Genomic DNA, 24276 nt, shown 5'->3' with positions numbered 1-24276 from the left:
CTATGGAAACAGGTAAAACTGAACTAAGAAGAAATCTTGATAAATTAATAAAATTGAGATTGGAAATGCCCCCTAAGAAGGAAGTTAAAAATGGAAAAAGTGAGACTGATTATTTTAAAGCCCTAACCCATTTTCTTAAGAAATATCCAACAGGCTACCTTCCAAATGATAAAAAAGAATGTGATTCATCTTTGCTAATGGTTAGTACAAATTTTACTAGTGTTGTTAGCACGTATAAATATGAAAACACATTCAAATTTTATTGTGAAATAGAGCACCCTGTATTAGATGAGATAGCGAAGGATTTAAGTCTTAGCTCTACTGAAATGAGCGAGATTATGAGTCTTGCTAAGAGTTTTGAGGTGGAGAAGCTGGAGGCTTATTACCTTTTTAAAGATAATACTAAGCATGACAATTTAAATACTTTTTCTAGCGAGGGTTTAGTAGAGGTAATTGATAAAATCGCTGCGGATAGTAAACATGGAACAATTGTGACTCACCCTGCAAAAATGTCACAGCCATCGTGTAAATATCCGAGAATAAGTGTAGATGATTTTGAGTCGGCTAATGACGGCTTTATTAGGTCAGGTAATGCTGCCAGCTATTTTGATTTACATATAAATGCAAATAAATTGAAAGTATTCAAGTTTTTATCTTTAAGTGTTAATAGGTTACAAGTTATTGAGCATATAAAAAGAGGTAATGTTAAAGTTATTTCTGAAGCATTTAAGGTTGAGATTGAAAAAGCTGAGCAGTGGGTAGAGGACTTTCAACACTGCATTACTTCTCAAGTAAATAAAAGTCACCCGCTTATTAAACAGGTTTACTTTCCCGTTGCTACAGGTTACCACCAATTATCTTTACTGACCCCTGCGGGATTGGTTTTTAATCTAAAAAATAAGATCGAATGGATTAACAAGCGTTCTCCAAAAGCATATTTAGGTCGTCAGGCTCAAATAAACAACGTTAAGGTGCCATATAGTTACTCTTCGGTAATGAATTTGACTGTAACTAAACATGGAGGTGACCATCCAAAAAACATTAGTGGGCTGAACAATAAGTTTCAGAGTTATTACTTATTATTGTCGTCGCCACCTTCGTTTAAACATAGTGAAATAAGGGTGCCTAAAAAAAGTGTTTTTGGTGAAACGATAAGCCCATGGTATTGCCGAGAAATATTTTATGCAATACATAAAATCTTTCAAACACCATATGAGAGATCTCCCATTCCAAACAAGAATATGAGGAAAGGTGTATCTAACCATATTCAGAAGTATATCGATTTTATTATTAATCGTGTTTGGTCAATTAGACTACTACTTTCGGAGAGTGATATATCGATTAGTGCATCTCTGCCTAAGTATCAGCAAGTTTGGCTAGCACCAGAGCATCAGGAAGAAAGAGAAAAAACAGACGAGTGGTTAGATAAAGTAGTAAATGAAATAGCCATAAGCTTTATTAAAGGATATCAAAAAGTGCTTGGTAAACAGGCAGAAAAACTCGGCGATTCTGAGCTAGCTCATATTAAAAAAGTTGTTGGCGAAAATAAGGAAGCATTACGATGAGCCAAAAAAGGTTACTGGTATTACCGCATATAAAAGTTCACAACGCTAACGCCTTATCTAGCCCCTTTACCATTGGGTTTCCTGCTATGACAGCATGGCTAGGTTTTACACATGCTCTACAAAGAAAGTTGAACGCATCAGGTTATGAAGAGTTAGAGCTAACAAGCGTTGCTGTTATAAGCCATCATATGGATTTACAAACTTACAAAGGAAGCGACGATTTTGTTTCATCCATTGTAGGAACAGGAAACCCACTTGATAAAGATGGCACAAGATCCGCGTTTATAGAAGAAGCTCGTTGCCATTTAGATGTAACACTAGTAATTGAATACGATGAGCACGATAGCGAAATTTTTGAAGATGAAGTTGAAGCTTTCATACAATTAACGGAACAGCATTTACACACCATGAAGTTAGCTGGTGGCGATATATTAGATTTTAACCAGCCTCAGCTTCACTTTGTTGACGAGTACGAAACTGCTCAAATAAGAAAATTTACACGCTCACTCATGCCGGGTTACGCAATTATTGAACGTCGCGAATTAATGCAAGAGTCAATGCAAAATGGCAATGATGCATTAGCAGCTATGTTGGAATATTTGCAAGTTAACCATCAATGTGAACAAGACGATGATGACAATATAACTTGGACTAGTTACCGAAAAACCGCTGGTTGGATAGTGCCGATAGCAACAGGGTTTCATGGTATCAGTGAGTTAAGTGAAGCCAAAAATCAACGCGACCCAGACACCCCACACCGCTTTGCTGAAGCAATTGTAACGCTGGGCGAATTCAAGATGCCTTATCAAATAAAGTCACTCGATGACATGCTTTGGCATTACCACACTGACTTAGAAAATAATTTATACCTTTGCCAACAAAATAATAAAATTTAATTACACAGGGAGAAATAACATGGCTAAAAATGAAAACGCAGCATCAGTACTAGCATTTGAAAAAAAATTAGTACCTTCAGACGGTTATATGTATGGAACAACGTGGCAAGAGCGTGATCAGGTTTCAGCACTAAAATTAGTCGAAAAATCAGTACGTGGCACTATTTCTAACAGATTAAAACCTGCTACTCAAAAAGACCCCGCAAAGCTAAATGCAGAAGTAGAAAAAGCGAATTTACAACGAGTAGATGCTTGCTCACTAGCACCTGAACAAGACACATTAAAGCTTCATTTTACCTTAAAGGTGCTAGGAGGATTGCAGCAACCATCAGCATGTAATAATGCCAAATTTAAGCAAAGTTACAGTGCCGCTGTAAATGAATATGTAAGTAAAGAAGGGTTTAAAGAATTAGGTTTTCGCTATGCTACTAACTTAGCCAACGCTCGCTTCTTGTGGCGAAATCGTGTTGGTGCAGAGAACATAGAGGTCATTGTAAAAGCATTAAATAAAGGTGCAGAAGATGAATGGAAATTTGATGCCACTAAATTCAGCACCCGTCATTTCAACCATCAAGATAGCCAATTAACTGATCTTGGTGAGCGCATTTCAAACGCCTTGGCCAGCGACGACCAATTCTTAATGCTAGATATCACATGCTATGTGCAAGTAGGTAAAGCCCAAGAAGTTTACCCAAGTGAAGAGCTAGTGCTAGACAAAGGCAAAGGTAGCAAAAGCAAAATACTGTATTCAGTAAACGACATAGCGGCAATGCATTCACAAAAAATAGGCAATGCGCTTCGTTCCATTGATACTTGGTATCCAGAATATGAAAACCCAGAAACAACAGCAGGGGCCATCGCTATTGAGCCATATGGTGCGGTAACAAACTTAGGTAGGGCGTTTAGAACTCCCAAAGATAAGCAAGACTTTTACACATTTTTTGATAAGTGGGCAAGAGGTGCGCAACTTGAGCGTATTGAAGATGAGCATTATGTTATGGCTGTACTGGTTCGCGGTGGTGTATTCGGAGAAAGTGATAAATAGGCTTGCGTATGAAATATTACATAGACATTACTTTGCTGCCCGATCCTGAGACAGATCTCTATTTTTTGTGGCAAAAAGTATATCAACAAATCCATCTTGCCTTAGTTGAAAGCAAGCATAATGACAATGAAACATTAATTGCACTTAGCTTTCCAAAATATGTTTACTCGAAACATATTAAGCATCTAGGTAATAAATTAAGAATATTGGCAAATTTATCAGATGAGCTAGAAAAACTGGAGCTATCAACATGGTTAGAAAGGCTATCTGATTATGTACATATTACTACAGTAAGAAATGTGCCTGACGAAGTAACCGAGCATGTTTGTTTTACAAGAAAGCATATAAAAGGTGAAAAGCGCAGGCAAGACACTGTGGTGCAAAAAGCGCATTATCAATCCAAAAAATTTGGAATACCGTTTGATGAAGCGCTTCAATCAATTAAAAATAAGCATACTCTGGCTGACTCAACCCTGCCTTACATAAGAGTGGAAAGCCTATCTAACAATAAAGATAAGCCACCTGCTGAAAAAGCAACCTTTCCGCTTTTTATAGAAATGAAAAAACGAAACGTTGCAAAACAAGGAAGCTACTCATGTTATGGGTTAAGTTTTTCAAGTGAAGAAAAGCATGCAACAGTACCTTGGTTTTAATAACACACTTTATTTTGCAATAAATTACGTTGCAAAATAAAAATCCAAAAAATACCAAAAAAATAGCTCTTTAAAAAATAATAATAAAATCAATAGGCTGCAATAGCCGTTAAATTTTTGGTAAAAAAGCCAAAATAACCCCAAATGACTATTGCAGCTTACTTTTTTGATGATAATCTATTGTGAACTGTCACACAGGCAGCTTAGAAAAACTCATAACGTGCACGATTGGCGACTAAAGTGTGAACTGTCACACAGGCAGCTTAGAAAAACGCGCAATGGTTGGCGGTGCGGCTGCTGGCGTGAACTGCCACACAGGCAGCTTAGAAATTGATGCTCCACCTAACTTCCGAGCTATCCGCGTGAACTGCCACACAGGCAGCTTAGAAAGCCCAGGATGCTAGAGCGTTACGTCAACAGAAGTGAACTGCCACACAGGCAGCTTAGAAAGCTAAATTGGGCGATTGGGATTTAGAAGTTGAGTGAACTGCCACACAGGCAGCTTAGAAAGACTATTTCCAAAACCAACAAATTGATGCTTAGTGAACTGCCACACAGGCAGCTTAGAAAGCACTCGAAACTGACGACATTTGCATGCTAATGTGAACTGCCACACAGGCAGCTTAGAAAACAAACCATCATTAACAACAACATCGCTTTTAGTGAACTGCCACACAGGCAGCTTAGAAAGACCCGTTCGGATTAGAACAGGGCACAGACATGTGAACTGCCACACAGGCAGCTTAGAAAGCAATAAAAACAGTAAGATTAATTGCAAATTCGTGAACTGCCACACAGGCAGCTTAGAAAAATTCGTCTTGTTTTCGGCCTTCTTTCTTGGCGTGAACTGCCACACAGGCAGCTTAGAAATGCTCCATATCTTCATTATCAATAAGACCAGTGTGAACTGCCACACAGGCAGCTTAGAAAGCCCAGGATGCTAGAGCGTTACGTCAACAGAAGTGAACTGCCACACAGGCAGCTTAGAAAGTCTAACGTATAAATGAATTCAAGCATACGCGGTGAACTGCCACACAGGCAGCTTAGAAATGTCCAAGAGTCTACTGGTGCCTTTGCTGGCGGTGAACTGCCACACAGGCAGCTTAGAAAGATAGAAACGTAATTGCTGCACTTGTTATTGCGTGAACTGCCACACAGGCAGCTTAGAAAATTATTGAGCCGTGGTATAACCATCTTTCAGCGTGAACTGCCACACAGGCAGCTTAGAAAGCGCTACCGTCAGAATACGCCCTCAAACAACTGTGAACTGCCACACAGGCAGCTTAGAAATGTATTCTCCCATAAGTCCGACTGTTCCATATGTGAACTGCCACACAGGCAGCTTAGAAATTTAAGTGATTCTGATTACTCTGAAGCCGGAAGTGAACTGCCACACAGGCAGCTTAGAAAACTAAAATACGTAAGCTTATGCTTGAAAACCCGTGAACTGCCACACAGGCAGCTTAGAAAAATCGTTACAACACCTTTGCCACTGGTGTGCAGTGAACTGCCACACAGGCAGCTTAGAAAATAAAGCACCCTGTAATCAGGAACATTCTTTTGTGAACTGCCACACAGGCAGCTTAGAAAATCTTCACATATTATTGAGTCGGTATCACAATGTGAACTGCCACACAGGCAGCTTAGAAAAATGGGCAGGTGACATCTTTACGCAACTCCTTGTGAACTGCCACACAGGCAGCTTAGAAAATTTTTTCTAAATTGACCTTTTCTTGAGTTACGTGAACTGCCACACAGGCAGCTTAGAAACACCATCACATGTGCTTCCACACACTCAGTAGGTGAACTGCCACACAGGCAGCTTAGAAAATATCCCAATCCAGCTGGCTACCTCGTAGGCGGTGAACTGCCACACAGGCAGCTTAGAAATAGTGAACAAGTTCAGATTGAAGCTATTAAAGGTGAACTGCCACACAGGCAGCTTAGAAAAACAACGCTGTTTGTTGCGTGTTATACGCCCTGTGAACTGCCACACAGGCAGCTTAGAAAATTCGCATTCTGCATTCATGTTGTCATGCAGTGTGAACTGCCACACAGGCAGCTTAGAAAATTCGCATTCTGTATTCATTTTTCCATTGCTTGTGAACTGCCACACAGGCAGCTTAGAAAGCCAACCCGCCACTGGGTGGCTAAGCGTGAAAGTGAACTGCCACACAGGCAGCTTAGAAAAAAGTGATGACGGGTGAACAACATGCAGACAAGTGAACTGCCACACAGGCAGCTTAGAAAATGCCCAATTTGCCATAGCGCTGGTTTGACACGTGAACTGCCACACAGGCAGCTTAGAAACGCACAAAGAGCTCAAGCTTATTGAAATTACGTGTGAACTGCCACACAGGCAGCTTAGAAATTCCCTACCTTTATACTGCGCCTTCATTATTTGTGAACTGCCACACAGGCAGCTTAGAAATCTTGAAAGAACATTCCCTTCATCATCCAGATGTGAACTGCCACACAGGCAGCTTAGGTGACGAAGAACCGAAACAAAGTTTCGCAGTCTGAGGAAGTGAGGTCATGGATGACCGATGTGAGACGCTCCAAGGATGGATTAACGGCGTGGTTGGTGAATTGAATCACGTTCACTGCCACACAGGCAGCTTAGGTAACGAAGAACCGAAATACAGTTTCGCAGTCTGAGGAAATGAGGTCATGGATGGCCGATGTGAGACGTTCCAAGGATGGATTAGCGACGTGGCTGGAGAGTTAAAAGGGCATTGCTATGCTTGAAGAGCTAGCTATTTGGTAAGGAGGTATTTTGGATATTGAAATTATTTGGCGTGGGAAGTGGTTAAATATTGAAGGGTTTAATCACGCTAACAAAGTTACTCATTTTATTTATGGTGCTTTAGTGGGTGGTATAGCTATCTGTCTATTTAGCATATTTAATTTACCTGCACATAGTATTGCGATTGTTGCGTGTAGTTTGGTTGCTGTAGCTAAGGAACATTACGATATAAAGGTGAGGCATTTAACTTGGAGTAAGTGGGATGTGTTAGCGATTTTAGCGTTGCCGTTAGTTGCACTAATAACTAAGTAAATTGTTCATTAGCCTAGAATTTCAGGCACAAAAAAAGGCGTTGCAATGAACGCCTTTTTCTTAATTTGGTGGAGCTGGCGGGATTTGAACCCGCGTCCAGAAAGCCGCCGCCTTTGGTACTACATGCTTAGTCGTTCTTTAGGTTGACCAGTTAAGCGCCGAACGACAGGCTATCAACTGGCGAGTCCGATACTGTTTCGCGGTTCAGCCTCGAACAAGCTTCCCTCGCTATTCTGTTTATTGTGACCCTCAACACTCCAGCCAACAGAAAAAGCTTAGAGGTGACGGCTAGCATTAAGCTGCTAGTGCGAACGTTTCGTCGTTTGCAACTATAAGTTTGTGGTTTTTTTACGAGGCCAACCACATCCTCGACATGCACCTAAGGGTTTGTGAATCCTGTCGAATCCTAATCAGCCCCTTACAGTATTACTAACTTATGCTTTGCATAGGTTAGCTCGGGCATTCTATTGAAGTTAGACTTAAATAGCAATGGTTAGTTCGGGTATCTAGGGAATTGGTACAGCTTCTGGGACTATTTTTAAGCAAGTGGTTGAATATTCTTCAGTTTGGCAAGGCGAGCCAGCCCAATAGCGATAGGTTACTTGCTGTGAATTAACGCTAATGTGGCTCAAGTTTTGGGTTTGCCCTTCAGTATGATGCATACATACTGACATGGGGCCTTTTGTTGGCAGATGGCTGCGATGGTAAGCTAGGTGTTGCTCAATAGTTTGTGGGTTGGCTTGGGTATATTGTTTAATGCGTTGTCCTACTACACCTTCGCTACTTAGCGCCGAAGAGCTAACTATTTTTGGTAAGGGGCGGTGGTTGAGTGTTTTTCCATCCCAAATGTATTTATAGGCGTTACTTTGCAGGGCGCTGCTGTTAAGAATTAATAAATAACATGCTTGATAATCTAACCAGTTAATTGAGGCTAGCTTTTGTTCTAGTTGATTTTTTGGTGTATTTAAAATGTCTAAAACAAGTTGGCCGCGACTGATAAATTGAGCATTTTGCGGTGCATTGGTTGGTAGGTGTTGTTTGCTAATCGGTTGCTGCATGCTGGCATAGTGGTTAAGTAACCCTACAACTAACCCTTGTTCGTTTACACCTAGCCAAGTGCCGTTGCCGTCGGGATCTTTGGCGTAAATACTATTTATGTTATTGGCTGAGTCGGCGCTTGATGGGTAAACGGCGGGGGGTATGGCTTTACTGCGCGTGTTTCGTTCGTCTCGGTTAAAAAACAGTTCTAGCTGATCATCATGATAAAACCAACTCATTGTACACATAGAGCGATTCCTTAAGCGGTTTGATTGCTTTTCAAAATAACATACGAACGAGTGTAACAGTTATGGCGGTAAGTGTATAAAAAATAACAGGCAGGTATTGGGATAATAAAAAACGCGCTGGGTTAGCGCGCTTTGTGTTTCATTAGGCGTTCTTTGTCTCTTGCCCAGTCGCGGTCTTTTATGTCGGTGCGCTTATCGTGGGCTTTTTTACCTTTACCCAAATAAAACTCTACTTTTACCCAACATTTAGTCCAGTACATTGCTGTTGTTACTAATGTGAAGCCGTCACGTTCAACTGCGCCTACTAATCGGTTTAGTTCGCGTTTGTTGAGTAGCAATTTTCTGTCGCGCGTTGGGTCGCACACTACATGGGTAGAGGCACTATTAAGTGGTTGAATTTGTGCGTTAAGTAAAAACGCTTCACCATTTTTAAGGAATACGTAGGTGTCGGCAATATTAACTTTGCCTTCACGAATACTTTTTACTTCCCAACCTTGTAAGCTGATACCCGCTTCAAACTTGTCGGTAAGTGCATATTCGTGTCGCGCTTTTTTATTTAGCGCAATCGTATTACTGTTTGATTTGTTTTTTGATTTTTTCTTAGCCATAGCGGCAATATTATACGTATTGCAGATTAATTTGGTACGAGTTTTTTTAATTAATTTAGGATCAATTGTTTGTTAGACTGTGAAGGTGATAATTATGGGAAGTTTTTATGCCGCAGGTAAATAAAAGTGCGCTAGTTATGCATAGTGCAGAACAAATGTTTGATTTAGTTAATAACATTAACGCTTACCCAGAGTTTGTGCCTGACTGTGCTGATGCAAAGGTATTAGAGCAAAATGAAGAGTTTATAACAGCATCGCTAAAAATTGCGAAAGGTGGTTTAAGTAAGTGGTTTACAACTAAAAATACACTTTTACCTGAAAATAAAATTCAAATGCAATTAGTGGAAGGGCCTTTTAAGCGTTTGTCGGGCGGGTGGTCATTTGTGCCATTAGACAAAAATGCTTGCAAGGTAATACTAACGTTGGAATTTGAGTTTAAAAATCGATTAATTCAAATGGCGTTTGGTAAAGTATTTAATGAAGTGGCTAATAATATGGTGGCTGCTTTTATTAACCGCGCTAAAACCGTTTATGGTAATCAATCTTAGTGAAAAAGAATGAGCGATAGAATTAGTATTGAAGTGGCGTATGCTACGCCAGAAAAACAGTCAATTATTGATGTGAATATTGACCATGACTGTACCGTTGAACAAGCTATTTTACAGTCGGGTATTTTGGGAATGTACCCTGAAATTGATCTTAAAGAGAACAAAGTAGGGATTTGGAATAGAGCCGCTAAGCTGTCTGATCAACTACGTGAGGCTGATCGCATTGAAATATATCGACCATTAATTGCTGATCCTAAAGAGGTGAGAAAGCGTCGTGCTGAAAAAGCAAAGTTAGAGGGGCGCGCAGACAAGGTGACGGGCGGTCGAGTAAAAACAGGCTAGCTGTTAAGTAACGATAAATAAAAAAGCGGTTTATTAAACCGCTTTTCTGTATGGAGTCGTTAACTTGATGGAGTTGTTAACTTGGTCGTTCTAAAGCAACAGCTTCCCGTTATCGTGTAAATTAACTTATTGTCGTTAATAAGGTTTAGCTAACTAGCTGACTAACCATCAAGTGGTGTGTCGAAATCTTCATGTTTTTCAAAGTCACCAGAAATTTCTTTTAATGCATCGTTTTCGAAATGTATTACTAGCTCTTTACGAAATTTATTACCTTCACCAGTTTTCATCATGTACAGGTAATGCCACTTACTTTTGTCAAATGCATTTTCAGCCATTGGTGTACCTAATACATAAAGTACTTGCTCTTTGGTCATTCTAATTCGCAGTTTATCGACTTCTTTTTGCTCGATAAAATTGCCTTGTGGGATATTAATTCTATAAATCCAGTTTGAACAACCCGCTAATGATAGCGCGAAAAAAAACAGTATGACTTTTCGCAAATTCATCATAAATACTTTACCTAAGATATGGATACATCAAAAAAATGAACGAGGATAATACCCACTCTACAGCCGATGAGCAACAGCTAATCAGCTATTTGGGCATGTTGTTTCGTTCGCCTGCCTATATGACCTATCCAACGGCTAAAAGTTCTTCAGCATTTGCTAAACTGGTTTCAGAAATTGTTTCTCCGCCTAATAAACGGGCAATTTCGGTAATGCGTTCGGTTTGGCTTAGCGGCGTCATTGCTGTATGGGTATGGTTGTTTTTCACGTCTTTACGCACAAATAATTGTTGGTGCCCTTGGCTTGCTACTTGTGGTAAGTGAGTAATACACACTACTTGAGTGGACTCGCCAAGTAGTCTTAATAATTTACCAACAGACGCTGCGGTAGGGCCGCTTACACCTACGTCTACCTCATCAAAAATGAGTGTTGGGGTTGTGACTTTGGCGGCAATAATAACTTGAATGGCTAAGCTAATTCGAGAAAGCTCACCACCCGATGCCACTTTGCCTAACGGTTGTAGTGGTTGTCCTGGGTTGGTGGTTACATTAAAGTCAACCACATCTAAGCCTGCACGTTGGCCTTTTTCTTGATCAAGCTGGGTGATCACCATTTCAAACTTTCCGTTTGGCATACTAAGTTGTTGCATGCTTTTGCTAATAAGCTTGTTAAGCTTTTGCGCGTAATGTTGGCGGCTTTCGCTAAGTTGTTGGCATTGTACTAAATAGGCTTGATGCGCACTTTCTATTTGTTCGTCAAGTTCGTTTAGCCTGTCGGCATTGCCATTAATGGAGGCTAATTGCTCTGCAAGTTGTGCGTGATACTCTGGCAGCTGTTGCGGCGGAATATTGTGCTTTCGCGCTAAACTAACGGCGGCTGCCATACGTTCTTCAACGTCTTGTAATAGGCTTGGGTCTAGCTCAATATTATCGGAAAAGTGGCGTAATTCACGTGCCGCTTCTTCAACTTGAACAGATGCTTCAAATAATAAGTCGGCAATAGGTTTTAGATCGTTATCAAGGTCGCTTAATTTTGCTAGTTGCTGTGCAGCAGTATCAATAAGGTTATGTGCACTTTGTTGGTCATTGTCATAAATGGTATTTAAGCTAAGTAAACACTCGTCGAGTATTTCTTGTCCACCGCTTAGTTTTTTGTGTTGTTGCTCAATCTCTTCGTATTCATTAGGTTGTAAGTCGAACTCGTTTAACTCGCTTACCTGATACTCTAAAAGTTGGCGTTTAGCGTCGTCTTGGAGTTTTGCTTCTAGCAACTGAGAGCGTTCTTTTTTTAATTGCTGCCAATGGCTATAGGCATGGGCAGTGCTATTAAGTAATGGAGTGTGGGCCGCGTATTCGTCTAGCAAATTGCGTTGATGGTCTGACTTTAGTAACAGTTGATGAGCATGTTGCCCGTGAATAGAAACAAGTAACTGACCAAGTTGTTTTAGCTGGCTGACTGGCACGGGGCTACCATTGATATACCCCTTTGAGCGTCCTTCTTTTGAAATAACACGTCTAATAATGCATTCGTGTGTTGTGTTAGATTCGGCAGACGAGTTTGAGTCTGGTTCGGCGCATAATTCATGTTCTTTTAGCCATGTTTTAGCAACAGTTAATTGTGTGATATCAAAAATCGCACAAACTTCGGCTTTATCTGCACCTTGGCGAACCATACTTGCTTCAGCACGATCACCCAAACAAAGTGCGAGTGCGTCGATTGCGATAGATTTACCTGCGCCAGTTTCGCCGGTAATGGTGGTCATTCCGGCAGACCAGTCAACTTCTAAAGACTCTACAATGGCAAAGTTTCGAACGTTTAGAAAATTCAACATAACAAATAACTATTCAGTATTATTACCCAACCTATCTTTATTTTTGTGACCGCGGCGATTTAACATGCCATCAAGCAAGTTAGGTGTAGTATGATTTTTGATACTGTTAATTTATACAGTTATTTTGAATGGCGCAAGTGAATCGTTGAAATTTTATTAAGAAGCGTGTTGGTAATTAAGAAAAGCGCTATTTAACTTACAGCGATAAAGTTGAGATTCTGCGCACTTACACTAAGCGCGCACCCCAACCTAATTTACTGCGTAATACTTTGTAGTAGCTGTAATTTTTAGGGTGAATTAGGCGTAATGGCAAATCACATTTTTTAATAATAACTTCATCGCCGGGCATCACAGACAGTGTAACGTGGCTGTCGCAGCTTATTTGCAGGCTTTCGTCATTCTCCAGCGAAATTAACAGTTTAACTTCACTGTTAGCACTGACAACTAGTGGGCGACTACTTAAGGTGTGCGGAAACATAGGCACTAACGATAAAGTTTGTAATGACGGGTGAACGATGGGGCCGCCACCTGATAATGAATACGCGGTAGAGCCTGTTGGTGTTGCGACAATGAGACCGTCTGACCGTTGGCTATAAACAAATTCATTATCTATGTGTACTTCAAACTCAATCATGTGAGCCACTTTGTCGGCGTGAAGTACGGCTTCATTAACCGCAGTATTACTGCTTTTAATGGTTTGATGACGATGTACAGATACATCAAGCAAAAAGCGGTTTTCTTCTATATATTCACCCGCTAATACTTTTTTTAGTGGCTCTTGAAATGTGTGTGGATCTAAGTCGGTTAAAAAGCCTAAATTACCACGATTAACGCCAATTACTGCCACGTCAAAACGAGCTAATACTCTGGCAGCTCCAAGCATGTTGCCATCTCCGCCAACAACAATGGCAAGGTCACATTGCTCGCCAATTTCAACTAAATCTAAGGTAGCAATATCGTTAAGTTGAAGTTGTTGCGATGAGCGTTTTTCGATAGATACCTGATATTCCAGTTCGGTAAGAAATTGGTAAAGCTGGGTAATCGACTTTGTGGTGCCTTTGTGGTTTGGTTTGCCAATTAAAGCAATGTGTTTAAACGCAGATGTCATTATGATGTTTTAAGTGCTTGAAGATGATGATTATATTAATGGAGTATATCCATGAAATTGCAAAATGCACGGTTTTATTCAGGTTCCGTTAGCTTGCAATTGGTTAATAGTGCCCATATAAAATCGTTATCTATAAAATAGAAAAGAATGAATTAACGAATTTATGAGCGCTAAGCAAGAACGTATGCAGCTGATTATGCAGCTGCTAGTTGAGCATTATATTGAAGACGGTAACCCTGTGTCGTCGAAAAGCTTGGCCAATCAAAATGCCGTTAACTCGAGCCCTGCAACAGTAAGAAATATTATGATGGCGTTGGAGCAACAAGGTTTAATTGCTTCTCCGCATACGTCAGCAGGGCGGGTGCCTACTGCGCAAGGCTTACGTTTTTTTGTTGATCAATTACTGTCTATTAAACCAATAAACGCTGCGGTTGAGCATGAAATTAAACATGCGCTAGATGCTAGCTACTGCCCTAGTGAACTATGCCAACGTGCTAGCAAAGTGCTTGCAGAATTGTCTGACATGACAGGGTTAGTGTCGGTACCCACTCGCGATAATGTGAAATTGCGTCAAATTGAATTGATGCATTTATCTGACTTACGTATTTTATGTGTGTTGATTGAAGACGACGGCGAGATTAAAAACCGCATTATTGATGTATCTCGTCGCTTTACTTCACACGAGTTACAACTTGCTACACAGCTGCTTAATACTGCACTTGTTGGCGTGGACTTGGTGGAAGGGCGGCAGCGCCTAAGTGCAATGTTATGTTGCGTAACCAGCGGTGAAAAAGATCGTGCCAAAGAAGGCATTCACGAAATTGCGTCAAAGGTAGTGGCGGTGTCATTAACGGCATCGGATGACCTGGCACCTGAGCTTATTTATTCTCGTGGTAAAGAGCGCCTGCTGGAATTGCCAGGTACCAATAACGTGAATACGCTTCGAATGTTAATTAATTCATTACACCAAACTGGGCCAATTACCAACATGCTAGCGCGAGCTAAGGGAAATTCGGGTATTAGTTTGTTCATCGGTGAAGAGTGCGGCAGTGAGTTATTGCGTGGTTGTAGTGTAGTGGCAGCGCCATATTATCAACATAAACAAGCTATTGGCTCGGTAGGGATAATTGGTTCGGTGAGAATGAATTATCGTGCGTTAATCCCTGTGGTAGACGCTGTTGCAAGAAATTTAACCGCAGCCTTGAATCAAAATATTCCATCCCCATATTGAATGCAGTTAAGTTATATATTGCCTGTTTAAATCGCTTTGAAGCTGAGTATAATTGCAGGCAGTCGTTATTTATTTCCGGAGATGTTTGATGTCTGAAGCACAACAAGATATGCAACCAGAAGCAGAAGTTGAAAAAGAGTCAGTTGAAGGCCAAGAAGCTAACAACGATGCAGTAGAAAATGTAGCACTTGATGATGCTACCCTAAAACGTATTAACGATCTTGAACAGTCACTTGAAGCTGAAAAAGCAAAAGTAGTAGAACAGCAAGATGCCGTTATTCGTGCTAAAGCTGAAGTTGATAATATCCGCAGACGTGCTGCACAAGATGTTGAAAAAGCTAAAAAGTTTGCACTTGAAAAATTTGCCAGCGCTTTACTACCAGTAGTAGACAACATGGAACGTGCAGTTGAGTTTGCAGACCAAGAAAATGAAGCAATTAAACCTGTTATCGAAGGGGTAGAGCTAACTCGTAAGAGCTTTGCTGACGCGATTGAAAAGTTCGGCATCAAAGAAGTTAATCCACAAGGTGAAGCTTTCAACCCTGAATTGCATCAGGCAATGTCAATTCAGCCATCTGCTGACGTAGAGCCAAATACAGTGATTGCGGTTATGCAAAAAGGCTATGAATTAAACGGTCGATTAATTCGTCCAGCCATGGTGATGGTTTCTAAAGCCGCAGAGTAACGCAACGCTGATAAATATGTTGAAATGGGTAGCTTGGCTACCCATTTTTGTATCGACTTTATTATTCTGAAATTCGGTTAGTTGTGGCAGTGATGAGTTTAATGTCAGCTTTATGGCACTTTTTAGTAAAAAACTTAAAAAAAATTGCTACTCACTATTGAATTCGCTTTTGAATAACCCCACTAAAAAAGCAACTTTAGAATAAACTTTGAATTAGAGCAGTTGGAGACAATTCTCATGGGTAAAATTATTGGTATTGACCTTGGTACAACAAATTCTTGTGTATCAGTATTAGACGGCGATAAAGCTCGCGTAATTGAAAATGCTGAAGGGGATCGTACAACTCCTTCAATTATTGCTTACACAGAAGACGGCGAAACATTAGTTGGTCAGCCGGCTAAACGTCAGGCGGTAACTAACCCTCAAAATACTTTATTTGCTATTAAGCGCTTAATTGGTCGTCGCTTTGAAGACAAAGAAGTACAGCGTGATATCGACATCATGCCGTTTAAAATTGTTAAAGCTGACAATGGCGATGCATGGGTAGAAGCGAAAGGCGAAAAAATGGCGCCACCACAAGTTTCTGCTGAAGTATTGAAAAAAATGAAGAAAACAGCTGAAGATTTTCTTGGCGAAACAGTAACAGAAGCGGTTATTACTGTTCCTGCATACTTTAACGATTCACAGCGTCAAGCAACTAAAGATGCTGGTCGTATTGCTGGTCTTGATGTTAAGCGTATCATCAACGAACCAACAGCGGCTGCACTTGCTTACGGCATGGACAAGAAAAAAGGCGACAACGTTGTTGCAGTATATGACTTAGGTGGTGGTACGTTCGATATCTCAATTATTGAAATTGACGAAGTAGACGGCGAGCACACGTTTGAAGTATTAGCGACTAACGGTGACACGCACTTAGGTGGTGAAGACTTTGATAACAAAGTTATTAACTACTTAGTAGACGAATTTAAGAAAGAGCAAGGTGTTGATCTTAAGAACGACCCACTTGCTATGCAACGTGTTAAAGAAGCAGGTGAGAAAGCGAAAATTGAATTATCATCTGCGCAACAAACAGACGTAAACCTACCGTATGTGACGGCTGATGCATCTGGTCCTAAGCACATGAACATTAAACTAACGCGCGCTAAATTAGAGTCGCTAGTTGAAGACATGATTGCAGCGACACTAGAGCCAGTTAAGCAAGCGTTAGCAGATTCAGACTTATCAGTAAGTGACATTAACGATGTTATCTTAGTTGGTGGTCAAACACGTATGCCTAAAGTACAAGCGATGGTTACTGAGTTCTTCGGTAAAGAACCTCGTAAAGATGTAAACCCAGATGAAGCAGTTGCAATGGGTGCTGCAGTACAAGCTGGTGTACTTTCAGGTGATGTAACAGACGTTCTATTATTAGACGTATCTCCACTTTCTCTTGGTATTGAAACCATGGGCGGTGTGATGACGAAGGTAATCGAGAAGAACACTACGATTCCTACTAAGCAATCGCAAACGTTCTCAACAGCTGACGATAACCAAGCCGCGGTAACCATTCATGTGTTACAAGGTGAGCGTAAGCAAGCTAGCGCGAATAAGTCGTTAGGTCAGTTTAACCTTGAAGGTATTCGTCCTGCACAACGTGGTGTACCACAAATTGAAGTAACGTTTGATGTTGATGCTGACGGTATCTTACATGTATCTGCAAAAGACAAAGATACGGGTAAAGAGCAAAAAATTACAATTCAAGCTTCTTCTGGCCTTTCTGAAGATGAAATCGAAAGCATGGTTCGTGATGCAGAAGCAAATGCTGAAGAAGATAAGAAGTTTGAAGAGTTAGCACAAGCGCGCAACCAAGGTGACGCACTGGTGCATGCTACTCGTAAGCAAGTTGAAGAAGCAGGTGATGACTTACCAGCTGACGATAAAGCGAAAATTGAAACTGCAATTGGCGAATTAGAAACAGCCTTAAAAGCAGGTGATAAAGCTGAAATTGAAGCTAAATCTCAAGCATTAATGGAAGCATCACAAAAGCTAGTTGAAATGGCTCAAGCGAAAGCACAAGCAGGCCAAGCAGAAGCGGGTGCTCAACAAGCTGACGCTAACAACGCTGGCGATGATGATGTTGTTGATGCAGAGTTTGAAGAAGTTAAAGACGACAACAAGTAAACTCTTGTAAAATAATTAGCGCGGAGCAGTATGAATAGTACGCTCCGCGTTTTTTTAATTAAATTGGTTGTAAAAATAAAGATATGTCAAAACGCGATTACTACGAAATACTGGGTTTAAGCAAAGACGCTTCTGAGCGCGACATTAAAAAAGCGTACAAACGCCTTGCAATGAAACATCACCCTGATAGAAACCAGGGCGATACTGCCTCAGAAGAAGCGTTTAAAGAAGTTAAAGAAGCTTACGAAGTGCTAAGTGACGAGCAAAAACGCCAAGCATATGATCAATATGGACATGCAGCGTTTGATCAAGCTCGTGGTGGTGCAGGCGGCTTTGGTGGCGGCGGTGCAGACTTCGGTGATATTTTTGGTGATGTGTTTGGAGATATTTTTGGCGGCGGTGGCGGCGGACGCAGACAGTCTCGCGCACAACGTGGATCTGATTTACGTTACAACATGGAATTAACGCTTGAAGAAGCGGTTCGTGGTAAATCTGCTGAAATTAAAGTACCAACATGGGTTGCTTGTGAACCATGTGATGGTTCTGGTGCTAAAAAAGGCTCTAAACCATCGACCTGTGGTACTTGTCATGGTCAAGGCCAAGTTCAGATGCGTCAAGGATTCTTCGCTGTTCAGCAAGCGTGTCCAACGTGTCATGGTCGTGGTTCAGTGATTAAAGACCCATGTAACAAATGTCATGGTCAGGGCCGTGTAGAAAAAACTAAAACGCTGTCAGTTAAAATTCCAGCGGGTGTTGATACAGGTGATCGTATTCGACTTTCTGGTGAAGGTGAAGCCGGTCAACATGGTGCACCAGCCGGTGACTTATATGTTCAAGTACATGTAAAAGATCATGCTATTTTTGAACGTGACGGTAATAATCTTTATTGCGAAGTACCAACCAGCTTTACGCAAGCTGCATTGGGCGGCGAAATAGAAGTGCCAACATTAGATGGCCGTGCCAAGCTGAAGATCCCTTCTGAAACGCAAACTGGCAAAATGTTTAGAATGCGCGGTAAAGGGGTTAAGTCTGTACGCAGTGGCGTAACAGGTGACTTAATCTGTAAGGTTGTAGTAGAGACGCCAGTTAACTTAACTGAGAAGCAAAAAGACTTACTGCGCCAGTTAGACGATACGATGGGTGTTGGCGAAGAAGCGGCGAAATATCGTCCGAAAGAAAAAGGCTTTTTTGACGGCGTTAAAAAGTTTTTTGATGATTTGACGGGCTAATTAAGCGATAAGTCAATTTTATCTAGCAATTATGTGAATAATTCGTTATAAAGCCTGCTTTTAAAGTAGGCTTTTTTTATTTATATTTTGTAGGGGTTGTATATGGCTAATTGTGACGACAAACACTCACGTTTTTCTACCTATTTTATAAATTCAAAAGCGATCAGTTTAACCGCTTCAATCTTTCTCACTGTCACATCTTTAAACTGCAATGCGGCAGTTCAAAGTCGCGATATTACAGAAGATAATATTCGAACGGTAACAGAGCTAGGTGTCGCTCGGCTACAAAATGAATTTCACTCTGTAGCGGATAGACGCAAGCATTCACAGTATTTTTGTATCACTGCCCACTTATTTAATAAATTCTCCATGCCGGAAACACTGGGCCGTATTAATCAGTCTTGGTCAGAGCGGTTATTTGAATCACAAGTAGTGAACATTGCGACCACGTTACCAGACAACACCTTAGTAGCTTTTACTGGCAGCCTGTCGCAGTTATCTGGGCAAGACGAAATCGCGGGATTGTTAGCATTAGCATTGGCTGAAGCAAAGTTAGGCTATACAACGTCGCGCTTTTTAGCCCAAGATGAATTAATTCGGGCATTGTTAATAATAGATAATCGCAAAGAAGCATTACATAAAAGAGTGGAAGACGGCTTAATGCCTGCGCTTGGACTGGACTTTCTTGTTGATCAAACTGCGCCTTTAACAGCACAACAGCGAAGAAAAATTATTGAAGAAGCGTTGTTGATCATGGCAAGAACGGGATTTTACCCAAAAGCATTACTAAACGTTTTTAAGAAGCTAAATAAGGAAGAAGGTAGTACTTTTGCTAAAAGATTTCCGTCACCATCTTCGCAAATTAATTACACTCGTAAGTTCTTACCCGCTGCGATGAAACACTATAAGCAAGTAGAAAAAAATGAACGCGTACCTAGTTGTGAACGCTTATAACGTAAGCGTTCATTAGAGCCTATCTTAGCTTAACGTCTGAAAATGATAATTAAGCTAATCACTAACAGTATTAATACGTAATATGAGTTTGCTGCAACCGTTAAAGGAGACAAGTGAAAGGTTGCACCAAGCAGTAATATTTGCGCCCCGTACGGTACTACTCCCTGCGACACACATGAAAAAATATCCAGCAAGCTTGCACTACGTTTAGCAGGAATTTGTTCTTCTTCGGCAAGGCGTTTTGCAATCGCGCCAGTTACCACAATGGCAACTGTGTTATTGGCAATGCATAAATTAGTGACAAAGGCCAAGACACCTATCGCAAGCTGTTTAGCAGCACCTTTTGAGAGTGACGCAATTTTAGCTAATCCAAACTCTATTTTACTACTTATGTATGCAAGGCCTCCTTGCGTTCGAATAAACTCGCTTAAGCCTCCAATCAGCATGGATAACAAGAATATTTCTTGTACAGACGTAAAGCCTAAATACACATCGTTGGTGAAAGTATTTAAGGTGTAGTCGCTGGAGTACGCGCCTGCAATGCCCGCAAAAATAATACCTAACAGCAAGACAACAAATACGTTAACGCCTGCAAGTGCTAGCGCCAAAATTGCGAAATAGGGCAGCATGGCGAGTATTTCGAATGACTGCTTTTCAATATGTTCAATGTTCGGTGTTTGGTAGGCTAAATACAGTAAAGTAATGAATGCGGCAGGTAAGGCGAAAACGAGATTTTCTTTAAATTTATCACGCACCGTGGCGTTTTGGGTTTTGGTCGCTGCAATGGTGGTGTCTGAAATTATTGATAAGTTGTCGCCAAACATTGCTCCACTTAATACGACACCTGCAACTAACGGCATGTCAAGCTGTGCTGATTGTGCAAGTCCATAAGCAATGGGTGCGATTGCTCCTATGGTACCCATTGAAGTGCCCATTGCCGTTGCCACTGTCGCAGTAATGATAAATAAGCCCGGTAAAAGTAAGCTAACAGGGATAACGCTAATACCTGCATTCACTACGGCATCTACGCCACCCGTCGCCTTCGCTACCACTGAAAACGCGCCAGCAAACAAATAAATCATACACATGGTAATAATATTGCTGTGCCCAGCACCATGAATAAAGGTTTCGATAGATTTATTAAGGGTGTCTCGATTTAAGATAATAGCGAAAATGATAGCTGGGATGACGAGAATAGGCGCTGGTACTTGGTAAAAGGCATATTCAACACCTTGTAAGTGGAAATGTAAGCCTGTTCCCAAAAACAATGAGACAAACAGAATAAGTGGTAACAGCGATAATTTAGCCGTTTGTGTGTGAATAGTTTGCAAATGTGCCTCTTATGCATTTAACGGTACGATATATTAATGACACAAGTGCCAATAATTAGAATAACCCTAAGACGAGCTGATCTTTGGGCTAAATAGCAAAGTGCGCCATCATACACTTTGGATTTTTAAATGTATAGACGTCTAAACTATTTTGGTAATTTACAGGTTGCTTAATAACTATACACAAGAGTGATTTGTATACCCATTGAATAGGGCGAATCAATTGGTATTAACTTGTCGATATGTTAGCATCGCGTTTCTCAAATCTTCTTATTCCTCCTTACTAATTAGGAAAATTTATGTCTTTTGAAACAAATGAACAAAAAGCTTGTTATGGTATGGGCTTACAAGTTGGTATGCAATTACGCCAAAACATGTTTGATGGCTTTGATGTTGATGCTATAGCTGCAGGTATTGCCACTGCAATCAATAATGAAGAATCAAAAGTAAGCGACGAAGAAATCCAAGCTGCATTCCAAGAAATTTCTAGCAAAATTCAAGCTGAACGCGCTAAAGCGTCTGAGCACTTGAAAGTTGAAGGTGCAGAATTCTTAGCTGAAAATGCTAAAAAAGACGGTGTAACTGTGACTGAGTCAGGTCTTCAGTATGAAGTACTTACCGAAGGTACTGGTGAAAAGCCAACTGCTGAATCAACCGTTCGTACTCACTACCACGGTACATTCATTGACGGTAAAGTATTTGATTCAAGCTATGATCGCGGCCAACCAGCTGAATTCCCAGTAGGTGGAGTAATTAAAGGTTGGACTGAAGCATTACAAATGATGCCAGTAGGTTCAAAATGGCGTTTAGCGATTCCTTATGAATTAGCATACGGTGAACAAGGTTCTCAAGGCGCAATCCCGCCTTTCTCGACATTAGTTTTTGATGTTGAATTACTAGAAATTACTGGCTAGTTGACTTCGTCAGCACGCCATCGGTTTTAACACGTTTTAAAACCTATGTTTTGCAAATACTTTAAACGTGTCGTGCTGAGCAATTCATTGTTTGGCAGACACGTTTTTTTATACCTAAAATAGCGTTTTATATAAAGGATAACGCATGACAGATATAGGCATTTTTGGCGCAAATGGTCGTATGGGTAGAGCTTTAATTGAAGCGATTCAGAATGATGACAATGTTACTCTTGCCAGAGCGCTAGTGCGGGAAAGTTCGCAATGGGTTGGCATGGACGTTGGAGAAGTAATAGGAATGGGTCGACAAGGACTTGCGATTAGTGATAATCATCAGGCACTTGGTCGTGATTGTGACGTGATGATTGACTTTAGTCTTGCTGAGGGCATGTTAGCGCATTTGGCTTTATGCGTAGAGCACAAGTTACCTATGGTCATTGGCACTACTGGATTGTCTGAAGCGCAACTTTTGCAATTAGACGATGCAGCTAAATCCATTCCTATTGTTTTTGCAGCTAACTTTAGTGTTGGTGTGAATGTAATGCTAAGCCTGTTACAGCAAACAGCGAAAGTAATGGGCGATGAGGTTGATATTGAAATATGGGAAGCACACCACAGGTTTAAGCGGGACGCGCCCTCTGGCACTGCTATGAAAATGGGGCAAGTCATAGCGGACACGCTCGAAAGAGATTTAAAGCAGCATGCAATCTATGGTCGAGAAGGGGATACGGGTCCTCGTGATGCAAAGAGTATTGGTTTTGCAACTCTACGTGCTGGAGACATAGTTGGTGAACACACTGCTTTATTTGCAGATTTAGGCGAACGCCTCGAAATAACCCACAAAGCCAGTAGCCGACTTACCTTCGCGAAAGGTGCAATAAGGGCTGCGGCATGGTTAAAAGATAAACAGGCAGGACTTTATGATATGCAAAACGTACTTGGATTAGGTTAGAAAAGCACTGCTTTTACATGGTTTAAATTAAAAACAGGCTTAAGGTCTGTTTTTTTATGTTTTATTAAAAACAAATAGACGTTCGCATAAAATTAAACTAGAATGCACAGGTTTGCCTAATAGCAATTACATTCAGTAATGCTGTGTGTCGGCAACGCTCTCACAACAATATAGTGAATAGATAATATTTGGTGGATATTTTCTATTTTTGACTGTTTGGAGGTTCACTTGACCACAACCGCTTTATTGGTACTTGAAGATGGTACTGTTTTCCGCGGGACTGCTATTGGCGCTGAAGGTATTTCAGTGGGCGAAGTAGTCTTTAATACTTCAATGACAGGGTATCAGGAAATTCTAACCGACCCGTCCTATGCAGAACAAATCGTAACACTCACTTACCCCCATATTGGCAACACAGGCACTAATTTAGAAGACGAAGAAAATCCTCAAATATGGGCCAAAGGCCTAGTCATCAGAGACCTCCCCCTTCTTTCCAGTAACTTCCGTAATCAACTCGACCTCAACCAATATCTCAAACAAAAAAATATCCTAGGCATTGCCGATATTGATACTCGTAAGCTAACACGTATCTTAAGAGATAAAGGAGCACAAAACGGCTGTATTATTGCTGTTAATGCGTCAGGTGAGTTAGATGAAGCAAGTGCTTTAAGTCACGCAAAAGAGTTTGCAGGGCTTAAGGGAATGGACTTGGCAAAGGTTGTCTCTACGCAATCACAATATGACTGGAATGAAAGTTCATGGACATTAGGTGAAGGCTACAGCACGTTACAAGCTGATGACGAGAGATTTCACATCGTGGCGTATGATTTTGGTGTGAAGCGCAATATTTTACGAATGTTAGTTGACCGTGGTTGTAAAGTGACAGTTGTACCAGCGCAAACTGATGCTAAAACGGTGTTAGCGATGAACCCAGACGGTATATTTTTATCTAATGGTCCTGGCGATCCTGAGCCGTGTGATTATGCCATTTCAGCAATCACTGAGTTTCTAGAAACCGATATTCCAATTTTTGGTATTTGTTTAGGGCATCAGCTTTTAGCATTAGCAAGTGGTGCAAAAACAGTGAAAATGAAGTTCGGTCATCATGGTGGAAACCATCCTGTGCAAGACTTGGATACGAAAGTAGTGATGATTACAGCACAAAACCACGGTTTTGCTGTTGACGAAGATAGCTTGCCAAATACGTTACGCGCGACTCATAAGTCATTATTTGATGGCTCATTACAGGGTATTCATCGTACTGACAAGCCAGCCTTTAGTTTTCAGGGTCACCCTGAGGCAAGTCCTGGTCCACATGATGCCGCACCGCTATTTGATCACTTTATCGAGCTAATGCAAGCTCGCCGTTAATTG

The 24276-nt window shown here is 41.0% G+C and carries 22 protein-coding genes, 1 other RNA gene and 1 CRISPR repeat array; of the genes, 16 read left to right on the top strand and 7 right to left on the bottom strand.

The window, feature by feature from the left end; genetic code table 11:
• Positions 1-2 precede the first annotated feature (2 nt).
• The 6 genes from HUU81_RS12230 to HUU81_RS12210 all read left to right on the top strand — a co-directional run bounded on the left by HUU81_RS12230 (position 3) and on the right by HUU81_RS12210 (position 7217).
• Positions 3-1565, top strand: a complete 1563-nt coding sequence (locus tag HUU81_RS12230) for a type I-F CRISPR-associated protein Csy1 (RefSeq protein WP_199609217.1) — start codon at positions 3-5, stop codon at positions 1563-1565.
• The gene (gene csy2 / locus HUU81_RS12225) at positions 1562-2461 is read left to right on the top strand and encodes a type I-F CRISPR-associated protein Csy2 (RefSeq protein ID WP_199609216.1); all 900 of its coding nucleotides are present in this window, start codon (positions 1562-1564) and stop codon (positions 2459-2461) included. The genes HUU81_RS12230 and csy2 overlap by 4 nt, the downstream gene beginning before the upstream one ends.
• 19 nt (positions 2462-2480) lie before the next feature.
• The gene (gene csy3, locus HUU81_RS12220; RefSeq protein ID WP_199609215.1) at positions 2481-3506 is read left to right on the top strand and encodes a type I-F CRISPR-associated protein Csy3; all 1026 of its coding nucleotides are present in this window, start codon (positions 2481-2483) and stop codon (positions 3504-3506) included.
• A gap of 8 nt (positions 3507-3514) precedes the next feature.
• On the top strand, positions 3515-4159 hold the full coding sequence (cas6f, locus tag HUU81_RS12215; protein WP_199609214.1) for a type I-F CRISPR-associated endoribonuclease Cas6/Csy4: 645 nt from the start codon (positions 3515-3517) through the stop codon (positions 4157-4159).
• Positions 4160-4341: 182 nt separating this feature from the next.
• Positions 4342-6650: a CRISPR direct-repeat array (repeat unit 28 nt; unit sequence GTGAACTGCCACACAGGCAGCTTAGAAA).
• Positions 6651-6694: 44 nt separating this feature from the next.
• Positions 6695-6817, top strand: a complete 123-nt coding sequence (locus tag HUU81_RS17530) for a hypothetical protein (RefSeq protein ID WP_267983415.1) — start codon at positions 6695-6697, stop codon at positions 6815-6817.
• A gap of 118 nt (positions 6818-6935) precedes the next feature.
• Positions 6936-7217, top strand: a complete 282-nt coding sequence (locus HUU81_RS12210) for a hypothetical protein (protein ID WP_199609213.1) — start codon at positions 6936-6938, stop codon at positions 7215-7217.
• A 66-nt stretch (positions 7218-7283) separates the two neighbouring features.
• Here the strand turns inward: HUU81_RS12210 and ssrA are convergent.
• The 3 genes from ssrA to smpB form a co-directional block, all read right to left on the bottom strand.
• Positions 7284-7635, bottom strand: a transfer-messenger RNA (tmRNA) gene (gene ssrA, locus HUU81_RS12205).
• A gap of 88 nt (positions 7636-7723) precedes the next feature.
• On the bottom strand, positions 7724-8503 hold the full coding sequence (locus HUU81_RS12200; protein WP_199609212.1) for an NRDE family protein: 780 nt from the start codon (positions 8501-8503) through the stop codon (positions 7724-7726).
• Positions 8504-8625: 122 nt separating this feature from the next.
• Positions 8626-9111 carry an SsrA-binding protein SmpB gene (gene smpB / locus HUU81_RS12195; RefSeq protein WP_199609211.1) on the bottom strand — a complete coding sequence of 162 codons (486 nt, stop codon included), beginning with the start codon at positions 9109-9111 and terminating at the stop codon, positions 8626-8628.
• A 107-nt stretch (positions 9112-9218) separates the two neighbouring features.
• On the opposite strand from smpB, the gene HUU81_RS12190 reads away from it, so the two are divergent.
• Together HUU81_RS12190 and HUU81_RS12185 are read left to right on the top strand one after the other, a co-directional pair.
• Positions 9219-9659, top strand: coding sequence for a type II toxin-antitoxin system RatA family toxin (locus tag HUU81_RS12190; RefSeq protein WP_199609210.1), 441 nt, complete (start codon positions 9219-9221; stop codon positions 9657-9659).
• 9 nt (positions 9660-9668) lie between these two features.
• The gene (locus HUU81_RS12185) at positions 9669-10001 is read left to right on the top strand and encodes an RnfH family protein (protein WP_199609209.1); all 333 of its coding nucleotides are present in this window, start codon (positions 9669-9671) and stop codon (positions 9999-10001) included.
• A 161-nt stretch (positions 10002-10162) separates the two neighbouring features.
• Here the strand turns inward: HUU81_RS12185 and HUU81_RS12180 are convergent, their stop codons facing one another.
• From HUU81_RS12180 to nadK, 3 genes are all read right to left on the bottom strand, one after another.
• Positions 10163-10507, bottom strand: a complete 345-nt coding sequence (locus HUU81_RS12180; RefSeq protein WP_199612049.1) for an outer membrane protein assembly factor BamE — start codon at positions 10505-10507, stop codon at positions 10163-10165.
• Positions 10508-10634: 127 nt separating this feature from the next.
• Positions 10635-12338: a DNA repair protein RecN gene (recN, locus tag HUU81_RS12175; protein WP_199609208.1), complete on the bottom strand. Its 1704-nt coding sequence runs from the start codon at positions 12336-12338 to the stop codon at positions 10635-10637.
• Positions 12339-12564: 226 nt separating this feature from the next.
• Entirely contained in the window at positions 12565-13446 is an 882-nt protein-coding gene (gene nadK, locus HUU81_RS12170; protein ID WP_199609207.1) for an NAD(+) kinase, read from the bottom strand.
• 163 nt (positions 13447-13609) lie between these two features.
• Here nadK and hrcA point away from each other — a divergent pair, with 163 nt between their 5' ends.
• From hrcA to HUU81_RS12145, 5 genes are all read left to right on the top strand, one after another.
• Positions 13610-14677: a heat-inducible transcriptional repressor HrcA gene (gene hrcA / locus HUU81_RS12165; protein WP_199609206.1), complete on the top strand. Its 1068-nt coding sequence runs from the start codon at positions 13610-13612 to the stop codon at positions 14675-14677.
• 88 nt (positions 14678-14765) lie between these two features.
• Positions 14766-15362 carry a nucleotide exchange factor GrpE gene (gene grpE / locus HUU81_RS12160; RefSeq protein WP_199609205.1) on the top strand — a complete coding sequence of 199 codons (597 nt, stop codon included), beginning with the start codon at positions 14766-14768 and terminating at the stop codon, positions 15360-15362.
• A gap of 237 nt (positions 15363-15599) precedes the next feature.
• Positions 15600-17525: a molecular chaperone DnaK gene (gene dnaK / locus HUU81_RS12155; RefSeq protein WP_199609204.1), complete on the top strand. Its 1926-nt coding sequence runs from the start codon at positions 15600-15602 to the stop codon at positions 17523-17525.
• Between the two features lie 83 nt (positions 17526-17608).
• Entirely contained in the window at positions 17609-18754 is a 1146-nt protein-coding gene (gene dnaJ, locus HUU81_RS12150) for a molecular chaperone DnaJ (RefSeq protein WP_199609203.1), read from the top strand.
• Between the two features lie 102 nt (positions 18755-18856).
• A complete protein-coding gene (locus HUU81_RS12145) occupies positions 18857-19708 on the top strand; it encodes a hypothetical protein (RefSeq protein WP_199609202.1) in 852 nt (283 codons plus the stop codon).
• Positions 19709-19737: 29 nt separating this feature from the next.
• Here HUU81_RS12145 and HUU81_RS12140 read toward each other — a convergent pair whose 3' ends face one another.
• Positions 19738-21039 carry a Na+/H+ antiporter NhaC family protein gene (locus tag HUU81_RS12140; protein ID WP_199609201.1) on the bottom strand — a complete coding sequence of 434 codons (1302 nt, stop codon included), beginning with the start codon at positions 21037-21039 and terminating at the stop codon, positions 19738-19740.
• 299 nt (positions 21040-21338) lie between these two features.
• On the opposite strand from HUU81_RS12140, the gene HUU81_RS12135 reads away from it, so the two are divergent.
• The 3 genes from HUU81_RS12135 to carA all read left to right on the top strand — a co-directional run bounded on the left by HUU81_RS12135 (position 21339) and on the right by carA (position 24273).
• Complete coding sequence (locus tag HUU81_RS12135; protein ID WP_199609200.1) at positions 21339-21953, top strand: FKBP-type peptidyl-prolyl cis-trans isomerase; 615 nt, start codon at positions 21339-21341, stop codon at positions 21951-21953.
• Positions 21954-22098: 145 nt separating this feature from the next.
• Positions 22099-22902, top strand: a complete 804-nt coding sequence (dapB, locus tag HUU81_RS12130; protein WP_199609199.1) for a 4-hydroxy-tetrahydrodipicolinate reductase — start codon at positions 22099-22101, stop codon at positions 22900-22902.
• A 228-nt stretch (positions 22903-23130) separates the two neighbouring features.
• The gene (carA, locus tag HUU81_RS12125) at positions 23131-24273 is read left to right on the top strand and encodes a glutamine-hydrolyzing carbamoyl-phosphate synthase small subunit (protein WP_199609198.1); all 1143 of its coding nucleotides are present in this window, start codon (positions 23131-23133) and stop codon (positions 24271-24273) included.
• Positions 24274-24276: the final 3 nt, after the last annotated feature.

Source organism: Flocculibacter collagenilyticus (genome assembly GCF_016469335.1).
In the GTDB taxonomy this organism is placed as follows: Bacteria; Pseudomonadota; Gammaproteobacteria; order Enterobacterales; family Alteromonadaceae; genus Flocculibacter; species Flocculibacter collagenilyticus.
The sequence above is the reverse complement of the archived record's forward strand: the minus strand, read 5'-3'. Positions and strand labels throughout refer to the sequence as shown.